This is a genomic window from Cellulosilyticum ruminicola JCM 14822, from assembly GCF_001311925.1.
GTDB lineage: Bacteria > Bacillota > Clostridia > Lachnospirales > Cellulosilyticaceae > Cellulosilyticum > Cellulosilyticum ruminicola.
The window spans coordinates 1-15,737 of sequence record NZ_BBCG01000068.1; the positions used below are offsets into that span (position 1 = coordinate 1).

General features: G+C 34.9%; 16 protein-coding genes, 1 other RNA gene and 1 pseudogene. 3 read left to right on the forward strand and 15 right to left on the reverse strand.

The window, feature by feature from the left end; genetic code table 11:
- Positions 1 to 227: 227 nt before the first annotated feature.
- The 10 genes from ssrA to JCM14822_RS22735 all read right to left on the reverse strand — a co-directional run bounded on the left by ssrA (position 228) and on the right by JCM14822_RS22735 (position 7,136).
- Positions 228 to 579, reverse strand: a transfer-messenger RNA (tmRNA) gene (ssrA, locus tag JCM14822_RS19570).
- A gap of 258 nt (positions 580 to 837) precedes the next feature.
- Positions 838 to 1,308, reverse strand: coding sequence for an SsrA-binding protein SmpB (gene smpB / locus JCM14822_RS15730; RefSeq protein ID WP_054743283.1), 471 nt, complete (start codon positions 1,306 to 1,308; stop codon positions 838 to 840).
- 122 nt (positions 1,309 to 1,430) lie between these two features.
- Complete coding sequence (locus JCM14822_RS15735; RefSeq protein WP_054743284.1) at positions 1,431 to 1,652, reverse strand: (2Fe-2S)-binding protein; 222 nt, start codon at positions 1,650 to 1,652, stop codon at positions 1,431 to 1,433.
- 446 nt (positions 1,653 to 2,098) lie between these two features.
- Positions 2,099 to 2,368 (reverse strand): hypothetical protein, encoded by a 270-nt coding sequence (locus JCM14822_RS24140; protein ID WP_054743285.1) that lies wholly within the window; start codon positions 2,366 to 2,368, stop codon positions 2,099 to 2,101.
- 98 nt (positions 2,369 to 2,466) lie between these two features.
- Positions 2,467 to 2,577, reverse strand: a complete 111-nt coding sequence (locus JCM14822_RS24610; RefSeq protein WP_334291655.1) for an FAD-dependent oxidoreductase — start codon at positions 2,575 to 2,577, stop codon at positions 2,467 to 2,469.
- Positions 2,531 to 2,713 carry a hypothetical protein gene (locus JCM14822_RS24145; RefSeq protein ID WP_330377611.1) on the reverse strand — a complete coding sequence of 61 codons (183 nt, stop codon included), beginning with the start codon at positions 2,711 to 2,713 and terminating at the stop codon, positions 2,531 to 2,533. Before JCM14822_RS24145 ends, JCM14822_RS24610 begins: the two co-directional genes overlap by 47 nt.
- A gap of 213 nt (positions 2,714 to 2,926) precedes the next feature.
- On the reverse strand, positions 2,927 to 3,553 hold the full coding sequence (locus tag JCM14822_RS15745; RefSeq protein ID WP_242861534.1) for an aminotransferase class I/II-fold pyridoxal phosphate-dependent enzyme: 627 nt from the start codon (positions 3,551 to 3,553) through the stop codon (positions 2,927 to 2,929).
- Positions 3,484 to 3,750: a hypothetical protein gene (locus JCM14822_RS15750; RefSeq protein WP_172674841.1), complete on the reverse strand. Its 267-nt coding sequence runs from the start codon at positions 3,748 to 3,750 to the stop codon at positions 3,484 to 3,486. Before JCM14822_RS15750 ends, JCM14822_RS15745 begins: the two co-directional genes overlap by 70 nt.
- 358 nt (positions 3,751 to 4,108) lie before the next feature.
- A complete protein-coding gene (bioB, locus tag JCM14822_RS15755; protein ID WP_054743288.1) occupies positions 4,109 to 5,083 on the reverse strand; it encodes a biotin synthase BioB in 975 nt (324 codons plus the stop codon).
- A 295-nt stretch (positions 5,084 to 5,378) separates the two neighbouring features.
- Positions 5,379 to 7,136 (reverse strand): cellulase family glycosylhydrolase, encoded by a 1,758-nt coding sequence (locus JCM14822_RS22735; RefSeq protein ID WP_083461504.1) that lies wholly within the window; start codon positions 7,134 to 7,136, stop codon positions 5,379 to 5,381.
- Positions 7,137 to 7,303: 167 nt separating this feature from the next.
- Between JCM14822_RS22735 and JCM14822_RS15765 the strand changes: the two genes are divergently transcribed.
- The 3 genes from JCM14822_RS15765 to JCM14822_RS15770 all read left to right on the forward strand — a co-directional run bounded on the left by JCM14822_RS15765 (position 7,304) and on the right by JCM14822_RS15770 (position 8,922).
- Positions 7,304 to 8,182, forward strand: coding sequence for an AraC family transcriptional regulator (locus tag JCM14822_RS15765; protein WP_054743289.1), 879 nt, complete (start codon positions 7,304 to 7,306; stop codon positions 8,180 to 8,182).
- A 75-nt stretch (positions 8,183 to 8,257) separates the two neighbouring features.
- Positions 8,258 to 8,488: a CotH kinase family protein gene (locus JCM14822_RS25205; RefSeq protein ID WP_408606216.1), complete on the forward strand. Its 231-nt coding sequence runs from the start codon at positions 8,258 to 8,260 to the stop codon at positions 8,486 to 8,488.
- Entirely contained in the window at positions 8,461 to 8,922 is a 462-nt protein-coding gene (locus tag JCM14822_RS15770) for a hypothetical protein (RefSeq protein ID WP_054743290.1), read from the forward strand. Before JCM14822_RS25205 ends, JCM14822_RS15770 begins: the two co-directional genes overlap by 28 nt.
- Positions 8,923 to 9,188: 266 nt before the next feature.
- Here the strand turns inward: JCM14822_RS15770 and JCM14822_RS15775 are convergent, their stop codons facing one another.
- The 5 genes and pseudogenes from JCM14822_RS15775 to eno form a co-directional block, all read right to left on the reverse strand.
- Positions 9,189 to 9,905, reverse strand: a complete 717-nt coding sequence (locus JCM14822_RS15775; RefSeq protein ID WP_157047826.1) for a peptidoglycan recognition protein family protein — start codon at positions 9,903 to 9,905, stop codon at positions 9,189 to 9,191.
- A gap of 326 nt (positions 9,906 to 10,231) precedes the next feature.
- Positions 10,232 to 12,354: pseudogene (rnr, locus tag JCM14822_RS24615) on the reverse strand (ribonuclease R); the annotation flags it as partial.
- Positions 12,355 to 12,782: 428 nt separating this feature from the next.
- Entirely contained in the window at positions 12,783 to 13,244 is a 462-nt protein-coding gene (secG, locus tag JCM14822_RS19575; RefSeq protein WP_083461505.1) for a preprotein translocase subunit SecG, read from the reverse strand.
- Positions 13,245 to 13,316: 72 nt separating this feature from the next.
- The gene (locus JCM14822_RS15790) at positions 13,317 to 14,066 is read right to left on the reverse strand and encodes a YIP1 family protein (protein ID WP_054743292.1); all 750 of its coding nucleotides are present in this window, start codon (positions 14,064 to 14,066) and stop codon (positions 13,317 to 13,319) included.
- A 239-nt stretch (positions 14,067 to 14,305) separates the two neighbouring features.
- A complete protein-coding gene (gene eno, locus JCM14822_RS15795; RefSeq protein WP_054743293.1) occupies positions 14,306 to 15,622 on the reverse strand; it encodes a phosphopyruvate hydratase in 1,317 nt (438 codons plus the stop codon).
- Positions 15,623 to 15,737: the final 115 nt, after the last annotated feature.

Genomic DNA, 15,737 nt, shown 5'->3' on the forward strand with positions numbered 1-15,737 from the left:
AAGTTTATTTAGTATACAAATTTTTAGTTTTTGTCATATGATGGAATTTTTGTAAAATCATCCAAGAAAGTAGAACTTTCCTAGACAATAAAAAAATCCCTCTGCAAACTATTTTCTCTGCTACACAAGGATTAGTAAATTTTTATCTAGTTTTCCAACTTAAGTAATTTTCCGTTAAAAATTCCAAAACCCCCGAACCTAGATTTTTCTAAGTTCGAGGATTTAGTTCATGGAGGTGAGGAGAATCGAACTCCTGTCCGAAAGCCCATATAGCGTGGTCTCTACCATCATATTCTTTGTTTTGACATTCCCTCCATCTAGCACCCAAAGACAGGTTCTAGATTTCAGTAGCTTCATAATATCCACGTCGGCTCAAAGCTTTGCCGGGTGGAGGATCCGCGAGTCGAAGCCCGAATCTAGGTTGCGGAGGACCTAGGCGGACTGCATGCCATTAATTAGGCAGCGATTGCTAAATTATCGTTAGCGTTTATTTTTAGTGCCAGCTTTTAACGTAGACTCCGGCGTACTACGGATGGCTGCCCCATTAGATGTGACCCCCGTCGAAACCAGTGCACCCCCTTATTAAAAAACAAAACTTACGTTTTATTAAAACGTTTGTTTTCGTTCTGAAATGAGTGCTTCCTAACGCTGTGAAAACATACTCTCATTTCTAATAAGGTTTTTGTTTTGGTTTAACGACCAGTCGACTATCTGGCAGTTAGATCTTGCTCTTTAAGCTTACTGCTTAAGCGACTTGTATTTATCATTATAGCTTATGCTATCTTAAATAGCTAGTATAAGCTAATGGTAACAAATTTAAATTCCAAAACTGAAATCTTAGATGTTTTTGATTTTAAACTCACGCTCATTTGCACGTCTTACATCTTTTTTGGCGATATCCTGACGTTTGTCATGAAGTTTTTTACCACGTGCTAGACCAAATTCTACCTTTACCAGACTTCCTTTGATATAAACACGCATTGGTACAAGTGTCATACCCTTTTGAGTTGTTTCACCAATGAGTTTATCAATCTCTCTTTTGTGAAGTAAAAGCTTACGTGTACGTAAAGGCTCTTTGTTGAAAATGTTACCGTGATCATATGGATTAACGTGCATGTTTAAGATAAATGCTTCGCTATTTCTGATCTTGATAAAACTTTCTTTGATTGAGCAACCTCCTTGACGAATAGATTTTACTTCAGTACCAGCAAGTACAATTCCTGCTTCATAAACTTCTTCTATAAAATAGTCATGATTTGCTTTTTTATTGTTGGCAATTACTTTAAAGCCAGTTCTATCCTTAGCCATGGTGTGCTCCTTTCTTCACAATTATGTTTTTTATTATATCATACTTTTCCACTTTTGCAAGTAGTTAGTTGTCATAACTCTTTAAACCTATAGTTTAATAATATTGAATTCCTAATCTTATTTTAGTATTCATCTTCTGTATATTTTTGAATTAAATCTTCAATGCTTCCTCTACATCTACAGCCATTACAACGCCCAGTAGTCGCCCCAGTTACCGCTGCCACACGATCCACAGTTGTTGCACCACTTTTAATCGCTTCTTTGATTTCATGACGTGACACTTGTTGACATGGACATGTCTTTGTTAAACGGTCTTTGATTAATTCTTCATTAATATTGCTCATAGCTGGCCTTCTTTCTTTATTAGTATATAAGTTTTATAGATTATCATTCATAAATAGTTTCTTCTATCACATGTTTGCAATGACATACTTCTGTACTCATATTCTTTCTCCTTCTACACGCTAAATTTCTTCTTCAAAAGCCTTCCAAAATGCACATCCGCACTCAAAAGGCCAAATCCATATTTATAGCAGCTCCTCAAGTCATTCACCTAAAGCTCCTACTATCTTCTATATTCCAAAATCATCCATCTAATTTGCATTGCCACGCACCTTACCTATCAAGTACTACCTTTAACTTATCTTCCAAATGCTTTCTCTAGGTAGCTGCCTTTTCTTAAAGCACTTCTTATAAGGCTTTCAATGCTACTTGGTTAAGAATTCTTCATGGGCTATTATAATGTGGTTGGAAGAAGAAGTCCGTTAACACAAGCTCTTCGATTGTCATCTTATTTTGAATTACTACTGATAAATGTATTCATCGTCTCAGTTAAATCATATTTAGATGCGATTTGACCATCTAAGAGACGTTTTGTGTCTGCATCGATTTTAATTATAACTTCTTCGAATATTACCATGACTTCTGCTCTGTGTGTTGTTGTGATTTCGCATGATGCGATGTTCATAGGTGTTGTCGCTTTTGCGATTTCTTCTGTCATACCTGTTGAGACAATATTTAAGTCATAGATTTTAATACCTGATGTACCTTGTATACCCATGTATTTAAGTTTTTTTCTTTAATATGGTGAGCAATTATTGTTCCCAAACGTACTGCATTTGTTGCAAGTGGGATATATCCATTATCTTCTGCTGGATTTTAACGCACCATACAGCAATTTCCTGCTGCGAATACGTCTTTTTCACTTGTTTCCATATAGTCATCAATTACGATTGCACCATTTGGAAGTGTTTCTAATTTTGGCTGTATTTGGTCTAAATCCGATACAAAGTACGACGAAATCTAATTCATAAGTTCCTTTATCTGTGACAACGCCGCTTACATTAAGGGCAATCCCAAAAGATAAGAAATTAATGTCCTGTTTGATTCCTCTATAATACATCATATCAAATAATTATTATTAACTAAAATTTACTATATTTTAATATTTCTTTAATCATTAATAATTTGTTTCTTAAATATCTTATTTAGCTTATACATTTTTTACCTATGCTATACCAAAGCTGCCATACAAAAAACAGCTACCATGATTATTTACAAAAACAAATAAAGAGCCTTAGTGAAATTTCACCAAAGCTCTTTATTCAATCCCTCTGCCCTACTTATTTTCTTTGACTCTCTTCGCAATCGCCTTAGCCGCATCCTTTAATTCTACTTGTGTATGGGAATACATTAATGCCACTCTTAACATCGCTTCTCCTTTTTTGACCGTAGGATAACGAATCGCCGAAATATAATATCCATCTTCTTTCAGTACCTTAGCGACTTTTAAAGCTTTTTTCTCATCCCCTATGCGTATAGGAATAATCGCCGTTTCTGAGGTAACATCTAGTCCCTCTTCATTTAAACATTTACAAAACCGTTTGATATTCTCCTTAAGTTTCTCCGCTCGCTCCGGCTGCGCCTTCAATAATTTCACGCCACTTAATGCTGCTGCCATGGTGACAGGCGATAATGAAGTCGAAAAGATGAAACTTCTTGCCTTATTTCTAAGATACTGAATTAAAATTTCATTGCCACATACATAGCCTCCTTCACTGCCAAAGGCTTTACTCAGTGTGCCCATTAAGATATCTGCTTTTCCCTTCATATGAAAATGTGCTTCCGTTCCTCTTCCACCTTCTCCTATCACGCCAGTATCATAGGCTTCATCAATCATAGAAAATATATAACCGCTATTACGGCTATAAAGCTCATTCCCGGCACGGCGCCTATAATTAAGCACTTTGCAATCTCTTTGCAATCTGTATGTAAAATCCCACCTAATACAATCCGTCCTAATATAGTCCTCCCTATAGGACTACTAATCATTAAACTTATAGGATTTACTCCACAAATTGTAATCATAAGTCCTACAACAATGCGAAAGACCATAGCCACTGTCACATTTAAAATGGTATGTGTCCCCATTAATAAATTCATACAACTTGCCAAAATGCTGATGCCTAAATAGCGTTTAAAACCAAAAGCTTCTGCAATACACACAGCAAAAGAGGCGGAAAGTTGAAATTCCGTCCCCGATATAATGGCCGATATTTTAAATATACCTAATATGGTCAAGAGCGCATCAGTAATGCAATCATGGTTAAGTCTCGAATCTCTATTTTATTTCTCATGATCGAAACCAAGCTTTCATTGTTTTCATTTGTTCATAAGGATACCAAATCATCTTTTTTCCTAACCTTTCTACTCTTCCTGTATATTGATTTCTTTACATATTTATATTCAGATTAGTCACCCTAGTTGTCTCATATATGTGTATAACTTCTGTATCACTTCATTAACTTTCTAGTCTTACTTCGTAGCCTAACTCACCTAATAATTTTAAATCTGTTTCTACAGTGATTCCTGCTGTGGTTAACATATCCCCTGAAATGGCTGCATTAGCCCCACTTTTAAAACATTTCTCTCCTTTATCACCCACAAGTCCTCTTCCTCCTGCCAGTCTGATGGATCCATCCGGAATTAAGAATCTAAAGATCGCTACGATTTTGCAAAGTTCTTCATTGGTTAAAATGCGATTATGTTCATAAGGTGTCCCTGGAATAGGATTCAGTAAATTCACAGGAATTGATTTCACCCCAAGTTCTCTAGCTGTTAAAACCATATCGATACGATCTTCCATGGTTTCGCCAAGTCCCATAATTCCCCCTGAACAAATAGAAAGGCCTGCTCTTTGGGCTGCTTTTAATGTTTCGATTTTTTCATCATATGTATGGGTGCTGCAAACTTCTTTGAAAAATCTCCTTGAAGACTCTAGATTACAGTGCACTCTTGAAGCACCTGCTGCCTTGATTTTACGGAACTGCTCTTCATCTAAAAGACCAAAAGAAACACATACCTCAATACCTGTCTCAGCTTTAATAGTTTTAATACTTTCACACACCTGATCCACTTCTACATTTGATAAACGTTTTCCTGAAGTAACAATAGAATAACGCAGTACCCCGCGGTCATCATTATTTTTAGCCTGTGCAAGTATTGCTCTCGTATCTAATAATGGGTAACTCTCTTCACAATTTGTATTATAATGGGCACTTTGAGAACAATATTTACAGTCCTCTGAACATTTGCCACATTTACCATTAATAATGGTACACATATCAAAACGATTGCCACAAAAAGCTTCGCGAATCTCATCTGCCGCTAATGCCAAAGCTTCTAAAGGCACATCTACTAAAGTCATGGCTTCTTCTTTACTAATTAAATTACCTGCTAAAACTTTTTCTTTGAGTGTTTCAACGATTCCTGTCATTTTAATCCCCCGTTTTCAATATTGTAAACCTTATAAAATTTTCAGTTTACTATTTATTTGCATCATAACACTTTGTTTTTGCATTATCAACCTAATATCGCTCAAAAGTTTACAATATGCTGTAAAAAAAATAGCGTAGCAGTTAAAAACCACTACGCCCTAAAATCTCATTATTATTTCTTGCAAATTCCCTATTATCTTTCCCTATCTCATTTACAGGCTTATTTCTTCTCTATTTACATATTTATTCCTATTACTCTTCTTATTTTTATTGTTACTTATCTCACTTAGAGGTTTATTTTACTACTTTTACGCCATCATAATAAACTTCATAACCCTTATCTACGAATCCACTATATTTAGACCAATCACTTTGTGCAAAACGCATTTGCATCGTTAGATTTCCCGCACCAGTCTCAAGAACTTCATTAGTATCAAATGAAAGTTCAAGATAATTTTCTTTAAAGGTTGCTTGAACTGCTGATGTCATATTTGTATAATATGGCGCTACACTTAGCTGTAATCCTGCATTATCACACCAGAAGCTTTGTGCTTTTGTGCCTTTGCGATCGTAGTAGTAACGAATTGTAAGCTTAGATAAATCCATAGCTTCTTTCCCTACAGAAGTAATGCTACAGTTTTGTGTCACTGTACCATCAAAGTTAGATTCTAAACTTACCTCAGGTATCACATCTGACAAATTGCCAACTGGTATATCCGGTGTATCTGGCTTTTCTGGCTCCGTTGGCTGCGTTGGATTTTCTGGTTGCACAGGTATATCTGGCTCCGTTGGCTGCACTGGATTTTCTGGTGTTATCGGTTCTTCGGTTACTGTTTTGCCCATGCCTTCCATAATAGCATTGACAATAGATTCATTGACAACTTCATAAGTCTTTCGATCAATAAGACATGAACCTCCAGGTCCTTTAGCACCTATATCCCAATATACAGGAATAGATTTGTATTTCTTACATGTTTCGCATAATGTCTTACTAAAGTATGTACGGTAAATATCATTATTAGGGTCTTGATTTGTCTTATCTGTTGCACAATATTCTCCGATTACAACAGGATAACCTTTTTTGACAAACTTATTGTACATGAGGGCAAGTTGTGAATCCATATAGTCTTCCTGGCCCCAGCTAGATTTGCGCCAAGCCTCTGTAGCTATTTTGCCCCATTGTGTAATACTGCTTGAATTATCTAGAGCAAATTCATAAGGTGAATAATAATGTACAGAAATCATTAATCTTTGTTCATCACTTGGAATATCCTCTGAGCGATAACTATCCTTTGGTAATTCAAAACCGAAATTACCACTTGTATGGTCAATATTTGTATTCCAGCCAGGTATTAATAACCATCTGTCTGCATTATTACCACCAGATTTTCTAATGGTATCTACAAACACTTGATTGTAGGCATTGATATTTTTATAAAGTGCCCTATCTGGATTACCATAGTCACCATTAAATACTTCATTCATAGATTCAAAGATAATATGTTCATCATAATCCTTGAAAACTTCAGCATATTGCTGCCAGACTTTTTGATATTTTGCCTTCACTGTTTCTTGGTCTTGATCTGTGATTAAAAGCCACGCTTTATCAATGGTATGATAACCATCCCCATGTACACCATCTAATATGACATAAAGTCCAGCATCATAAGCATAGTCTACCACTTCTTTCACACGTTTCAGCCAATCTTCTTTAATCTTATACTCTGGTGCATCGCCAATGTAATTTAATAAACTGACTGGGATACGTACTGTATCAAATCCAGCTTTTTTAACAGCCTTAAAAAGTTCTGGTGTCACTTTAGGATTTCCCCACATTTGTTCATTAGGACCAGATTCATTAAAGGCTTCCATAGTATTCCCTAGATTCCATCCTGCTCCCATCGCCTTAGTTATTTCTTCTTGACTGAGCTGATCAAATACATCTAAATCATTTGCTGCCATTACATTTACAGGTATACCACTTAAAGCAAACATCACTGTAGAAAGTGCTACTACTTGAAACTTCTTGCTAAATGTCTTAAACTTTGCCATCTTTATACCTCCTTTTCATAACAGGTGATACCACTTTTTTATAGATTGTAAGCAAGAATTCTTGTTTTTCTTGCGACCTTGAATAATATTAATTATAGAAGGATTTTTCACATTTTTCCTTGAGTATTTAGACACGTTTTAGCACAAAAAGGACGGGAGATGACACCATGTTTCAGATGCAACTTAACTTCTTTACCAAAGATACAAGCTTTCCTTTCATGATTCAATATGGCTTTCATGAGGAAAATCTATATTTACATAGTCATGGTGATTTCTTAGAAATCACCTTTGTTTTAAATGGTAGTGCCACACATATTGTCAACGAAGAATCTTTTTATATTTCTAAGGGCGATGTCTTCATTATTGGCTCAGATACTTATCATGGCTATAAAAATCCTAAAGACTTTAAAATCTGCAATCTTATGTTTCAGCCAGATTTCTTTTTTAAATCAGATTATGATATCAAAAAAGCCCCTGGATATCAGGGACTCTTCATTATTGAACCTATTTTATTTCAAAAGGGTGGTTTTCAAAGTCATTTTAAACTTTCTCCTACTGATTATGAAACAGTTCATAGGATGATTACTTTAATGATTGCAGAATATGAAGCACAAAATATAGGATTTAAAACCTTGGTCACCGGCTACTTCTATAGCCTCACTGTTCTGCTTTCACGACTTTATACTACCACCAATTCTGTTAAATCTACAGATGTTATGAGCATGGCTCGTGCTATTGCCTACATGGAATCTTCCTATACAGAAGATATTCATCTAGAAGCCTTAGCCAAGCTAGCCGGATTTTCCACCAGACACTTTTCAAGGCGCTTTTATGAGATTAAAAGCACCACACCCATGCACTATATTCAGATGCTTCGCCTCGAAAAAGCTGCCAATTACTTAAAGACTTCCGATCTTTCTATTTCAGATATTGCCTTAACTTGCGGCTTTTCAGATAGCAATTACTTTTCTAGACTCTTTAAAAAGCATTATGGTCTAAGCCCCAGTCACTTTTATCAAATGCACCATAGCCATCTATTATCTTAGATGACTTATGCATTAGATTTCTAATGTTCTTGTGGCAATACGTTTACCAAAATATTCATCATTTCTACAAAAAATATAGTTGGTTTATATGTTCGTGCCTTTGTTAATAATACAGATAGTTACATTGGCAGTTCCCCACGTAACTACCATATCTATGAGGAGGATGGGCGTTTTTCATTTATCCCATGGAATTATAATCTCAGCTTTAGTTTTAATGCTACTGCTTTTGCTCCTGCACCTGATGCTGTCACAAGTACACAAGATGTCAATTGGCCTATTTGCCATTATTATATTATGTATTTCTAGATGACATTATTAGTAGTGGTTGGCTAGCTCATGAAGTTAGCACTACCAAAACTCTTATTGCACCTTATGTTGCAAAAGATCCAATAGCTTTTTATACTTATGAAGAATTTGAAAAAGGTTGTACTACACTAAACGCTTACTGCACCCTAAGAGCTGAGAGTATCACTAAACAATTAGATACCACTATTCCGGCTGAAGGTCAAGCATTAGATTCTAGTAACTTTGTTGATGCCTCTAGCTTAGACCTTTCAACTATGGTGTATATGTCAGATGCACCTTTTTTCAAATTACTTTCAACAGATAATACCACCTTCGTACACAACTTTGATTCATTAAAAACGATTGTAGGTATACAAGAAGAAACTTCATCACATTTAACGTCAATAAAAAAGGCTGTCTTAGAATATTTCATTTCTTCTAAGGCAATCTTTTAATATTTTGTGCTGCAATCATTTTCACACCTAACATAAAGATGTATTTTCTTTTGTATTCCACTAACAAGTACATAAACAAAAAAGAGTCCAGTTCTATTTATACTGCACTCTAAATGACCTTTAAATAAATCATACATAATATTCCTACGACGATTAATACTCTCGTCATATGCATTCTTATTACCATATTAACGCCTCTCTTTCACATTACAATATTCTATAAAATCTCTTATGCTTTTTGCAATATGAAATTCATGGCAACATCTCTATAAACGTTTATATTCCTTTTCTATTCGCTCCTTAAAAGTATCCCAATGCATCAAAGTCTTTCTTGGACACTCTTTTCCACTGAAATCCTTATGCGTCTTTACATTCTCAATAGGTATATCATACGCTTTCATTAAATACGCAATGAGTCTAGCTGCATTTTTCTCTGTCGTGGTCATATTATCTGACTCACAAAGCTCAATGCCTATACCATATTGATTACCTTCCCAATCTCCTGCATGAAAAGCAACTTCATTTACAGGCACAGCCTCTATTATCTCATCATTATCCACTACAATATTCCAAGATGTACTAGCTGTATTAGCTGTATTACTGAGATAATCCCTCTCATTACGTGCTGTACTCATCTCATTAGCCGTATTATGTACCACAATATATTTAATTTTTCTCTTTTTACCTGGTCTTTTATTTGAAATGGGTAAAGGATCCTTCACATAAGGCACACCTACAAATTCTTCCACGCTTTGCTCTTCCACAGGATTCTTGCCTACTATAGGTAACTTAAGCATTTGCTCTTCAAACTGCATAGTAAACTGCTCACTCATAGCAGCTATACTTCTATCGTGAAATACCCCCAACCACTCACCAGCTCCAGTTAAAGCCATTCCAATAATCCCCGCCACTAACGCCGCACGCATTATAGTCTTTAACACCTTTCTCACAATAGATTTCAACACTTTCTTATACTTTTTCACACTAACTCCCTACTTTTCTGCTATATTTCTCTCATCTCTATCCATTACACCACAATTTCATCCTTTATTCAACCAACAAACTATTTTTACCCTAGCTTTCAATGCAGTGAGGTTACAGGAAAAATACGGTTTTGTCACTTATCCCCAATCCACGCATAAACCCAAAAAAGAAGCTAGGCAACCACAGCCACCCAGCTTCACTCTATACTTTACTTCTCTATACTATTAAGAATAGATTCATAACGTGCAAGTTCTGCTGGATCTAATTCTTCTTCATCATCATAATCCTCAGATACAGATTCATACACACTATCACCTTTATTATATTCTTCTTCAGTTACAAATCTAAAGTCAATACTTCTTGTCATTGTATCTGTTTTTAATACTTGGATAAATACGCGGTCACCTAAGCGGTAAATTTGCTTACTATGTTCACCAATCCATTGGTGTCCATTTTCATCATAAATGTAATAGTCATCAGCCATTTCATTTACATGTACAAGCCCTTCTACAGTATTAGGAAGCTCTACATAGCAGCCCCATGAAGTTGTACCTGTAATAATACCTTCGAACATTTCGCCCACATGTTGTTCCATAAACTCAACTTTCTTAAGTTTGATTGTTTCACGTTCTGCTTCTTCTGCACGGCGTTCACGCATTGAACATTGTTTAGCTACTTCTGGCATACGTTCAATGAGCTGCCCTTCTTTTTTGCCTTTTAATTGGTGATGGATATTCATCTTGATTAAACGGTGGATTTGAAGATCAGGGTAACGACGAATTGGTGATGTAAAGTGGCAATAGTAACGTGCCGCTAAACCAAAGTGTCCATTGCATTCAGCTGTATAACGTGCTTGTTTCATAGAACGAAGTAATAAGTGGCTAATGATATTTTCTTCTGGCTTGCCTTCTACTTCTCCTAAAACTTTTTGCATATCTTTAGGATGTACTTTTGTACTTACACCTTTCATTGTATAACCAAAGTTACTAATGAACTCTGTAAGGGCCATCATTTTTTCTGGATCTGGATCCTCATGGCTACGGAATACAAAAGGTTTTTCTTGCCAATAATAATCTTCTGCTATTGTTTCATTACAAATAAGCATGAACTCTTCAATAATACGTGTTGCAACGTTTCTATCATATGGTTTCATTTCAATTGGATGCCCTTCTTTATCTAAGATTACCTTAGTTTCAGGAAAGTCAAAGTCAATGGCTCCACGTTTAATACGTTTTTCACGTAAAATAGCTGCTAATCTTCCATTGTCTTAAACATTGGTACGAAATCTTTGTAACGTTCAATTAATGCTTTATCTTCATCTACTAAAATCTTCTTCACGTTTGTATAAGTCATACGTTCATCAATTTTAATAACTGTTTCCATGATTTCATGACTTTGTACATGACCATTTTTATCAATATCCATCATACATGTAAGAGCTAAACGATCTACATGGGCATTTAATGAACAAAGTCCATTACTTAATTTATGTGGTAACATTGGAATAACCCTGTCTACAAGGTAAACACTTGTTCCACGCTCATAAGCTTCTCTATCTAATGGATGATTTTCTTTTACATAATGTGTAACGTCCGCAATGTGTACCCCTAAACGATACATACCATTATCTAATTTTTCAAGAGAAATAGCATCATCTAAATCTTTTGCATCTTCCCCATCGATTGTTACCATAGGAATATGACGAAAATCTGTTCTACCTACTTTATCTTTATCATCTACTTCATTTGGCACATTTTCAACTTCATTCATAACTTCTTCTGGGAATTCGATTGGCAGATCATATTGATAAATGATTGATAAAATATCTACACCTGGATCATTAACGTGTCCTAAAATAGAAAGAACTTTACCTTCTGGATTTCTTCTTTCTTCTGCCCAATCAGTTACTTGAACAAGTACTTTATGTCCTGTAACAGCACCTTTAGAGAATTTCTTAGGAATGAAAATATCTCTCGCATATTTTTGTTCATCAGGTACTACAAAGCCGAAGTTTTCACTTTCTTGGTAAGTACCTACAAGGCTTTCTGGACCTCTTTCTAATATTTCAATGACCTCTGCTTCTGCACGCTTTTCAGCAGTTGCTGGTCTTGTAATACGACATAATACACGGTCTTTGTGAAGGGCACCATTTACTCCTGAAGCTGGGATGAATACATCTTTTTCATCTTCATCTAAGATTAAAAAACCAAATCCTTTTGGATGTCCTTGGAATGTACCTGCTAAAAGGTTATAAGTTTGCGGTCTTGCAAATTTACCGCGTTTTGTACGGATAAGTTTTCCCTCTTCAATAAGCTCACCTAAAAGTTCTTCTAAAACTTTGCGATCTGAAGGCGGTACTTGAAGTACCATCATAAGCTCTTTAATCTTAAGTGGTGCATAATTAGGATTTTTAACAAACTCTACTAAAACATTTTTTCTTTGCTCCATTTGTTTCTTTTCTTCTTCTGAAGCATAAGTACGTTCCACTTTAACTGGTCTTGGCTCCACATGCATTACATCCGGTTTACGACGGAAATTGTCTTTTCTACCATTTTTATTAGCTTTACTGTTTTTGTTGTATTTCTTTTTTGATTGTTTCACTTTCTCATCTCTTTTCTTTACAAAAATAAGTTTGTATTTGTATATCCTATCTAATTATCAATTTATTTTTACTTAAGTAACACGCTATTTATAGTTTGTACTTATTACTACTTTTTAATCAAGCTTCGTAAATAAAGTAAACTTATCATATCATACTCTCTACTAATATTATATTCAAGTCAAACTTTTAATGACAAAAGTTAATTTTAATAAAAAAACACCCTACCATCATCTCTCCTATATTAGGACCGATTTTGTAAAGTGTTTGCTTTTTATTAATTAGAGCTAGTTGCACTTTCTTGTGCATTGTCTGTTGTTGCATCTGCATTATCTGCGTCTGCCTCATTTGCTGCTTGGTTGTCTGCTGCATCTGTAGCTTCTGTTGCTACATCTGTTGTAGCGGCTTCACCTTCTGTTGTAGCTTCAGCATTTTGATCTGTAGTTGTTTCTACATTTGTTGCTGGAACTTGTGTTTGAGCTACTTTACCATTAGAATTCATTAACATTAAAACAAGTGCAAATACAACGAATAATCCTGCTGTAATTTTTGTCCATGTTTCAAATTTGCCTTCTAATGTATTCTTTTTGTTCTTTTCCCAATAGCTGTCACTATTTCCAGTTGATCCATTTAAAGAACCTAAACCAGCTGACTTACCTTCTTGCAATAAGACAACAACAATAATGGCAAGAGCTGCAATAACAAATAATACTGTTATCACAAGTTTGAGAATCTCCATTATATAAAGCCTCCTTGAAACCATATTGTGTACATCTTATCTAATCATATCAGAAATAGTCACAAAAAGCAACTATTGTACCATACTCATTGCTGTTTGTGAAAGCATCATCATACTATATGTAAATCCTACACTTATAGCTTCTAAAATAAGTACAACAATAGTAGCTTTAACTGCACTTTTACGTGTCATTACCTTATATCCTACAATAAGGATTACAAGACTCCATATAGTTGGAATTGAAAGTGTAGCGGCTAAAGTTTGAAGCATAGGATTAGCTGCACTTGCTCCTAAAACAGCACCAATTCCTAATACACTTATTTTTGTACCAATAGCTAATTGAAGTGCTGTATCAATACAATTTAAACCTGATGAAACGATACATGAGAATAGCGCAATAATAAAAAGCTTTTTAAAACTTCCTTTATCTTTACAAATAGCACGCATAATTTGTAAGCCAAGTGCTGAAATAAATGCCCCCAAAATAACTGTTATAACAACCATTATACTCCCACTAATAAGTTGTAATTGATAGGATTGTTCTAGTTTATCTTCTGCAGTACCAACTTGTCTCAATGTATCAAATAGCGCTTGTTTTTGTAACGGATTTATAAAAGTTAATACAGTAAAAATAACTGAAAAGAAACTTGCCCAAAAGATTCCTAAGCCTGTCCCTTTTACAGGATCTGCCTCAATTGTTTCTTCCATAGCTTTTGTAGGTGCTATAAATAAGTTAATTAAATTCTTGTACCATGGTGTAATAACTTTAGTTTCCTCTGCAATAAGTCTTTCTCTATCTACGACTGCAAAGCCACCATCCATCATGTCATCCTTTTTTGTTATATCTACCCTTGTTTATTTTCCTCGCTCATATATTTCCTCTCCTTATTTATTTAGTTTATAAAGTACACCTTAAAAACATTATATAACAATTTTTAATTTCTAACAATTTAAAATATTATTACATTTATGTAATATATTAATTACCCACATATAAAAAATGCGCAAATCCCTTTTAAGATTTACGCATTTTTATAAAAACTATCTTTTATATTATTTTCTTATTCTAAGTTAAAGAATGATTTTCTTCCTCTAAATTCAGCAATATCTTCAAGTTGTTCTTCGATACGGAGAAGTTGATTGTATTTAGCAACACGGTCTGAACGAGCTGGTGCTCCTGTTTTAATTTGTCCTGCATTTACAGCTACTACGATATCTGCAATAGTGTTATCTTCTGATTCACCAGAGCGGTGTGATACAACTGCTGTATAGCCTGCACGATTAGCCATTTCAATAGCATTGAATGTTTCTGTAAGTGTACCAATTTGGTTAACCTTGATAAGAATTGAGTTACCAACTTTAGCTTCAATACCTTTTTCAAGAATAGCTGTATTTGTAACGAATAAGTCATCACCAACAAGTTGAATACGTTTGCCAAGTCTGTCGGTAAGAAGTTTCCATCCATCCCAGTCATTTTCACCAAGACCATCTTCAAGTGAAATAATAGGGAATTTATTAACTAAACTTTCATAGTAATCTACCATATCTTCTGAAGTACGTACTACTTCTTTACCAGTCATTTGACTTTCACCTTTGAAGTAGTATTTCTTATCTTCTTTATTATAAAGTTCTGAAGCAGCTGCATCCATTGCAATGAACATTTGTTCACCAGGTTTATATCCTGCTTTTTCAATAGCTTCCACAATAAGTGATAATACTTCATCAGCTGTTGCTAAGTTTGGTGCAAATCCACCTTCATCTCCAACGCCAGTTGCAAGCCCTTTAGAATTGAGTACTTTTTTAAGTGTATGATAAACTTCTACACACATTTGAAGTGCATGTTTAAATGATGTTGCCCCAACTGGCATAATCATAAATTCTTGAAGGTCTACAGTATTGTCTGCATGTTCTCCACCATTTAAAATGTTCATCATAGGTACTGGAAGTACTTTAGCATTTACACCACCTAAATATTGATAAAGTGGTAGCTTAAGTGCTTTAGCTGCTGCTTTAGCTACAGCCATAGATACAGCTAAGATAGCATTTGCACCAAGTTTAGACTTAGTAGATGTGCCATCTAAGTCAATCATTGTTTGGTCAATTTTAGCTTGATCAATAGCATTCATACCAATAATAGCTTCCGCAATAATGTTATTAACATTATCTACAGCTTTTGTAACACCTTTTCCCATATAACGTGAAGGATCATCATCACGTAATTCAATAGCTTCTCTCTCTCCTGTTGAAGCTCCTGAAGGCACAATAGCTGTTCCTACAAAGTCTCCTTCAACAACAACCTCAACTTCAATAGTAGGATTTGCTCTAGAGTCTAATACCTCTCTTGCAAATACATCTAAAATTTCTATATATCCCTTCATTAACATACCTCCATATGAATTATTATCTTCACGTATTTTTACCGAAAAAGCTGGTAATTATGCACAACTTATTTAGCTTTATTTCCCATGAAATTTCCCATAAAAAAGTGGCTCC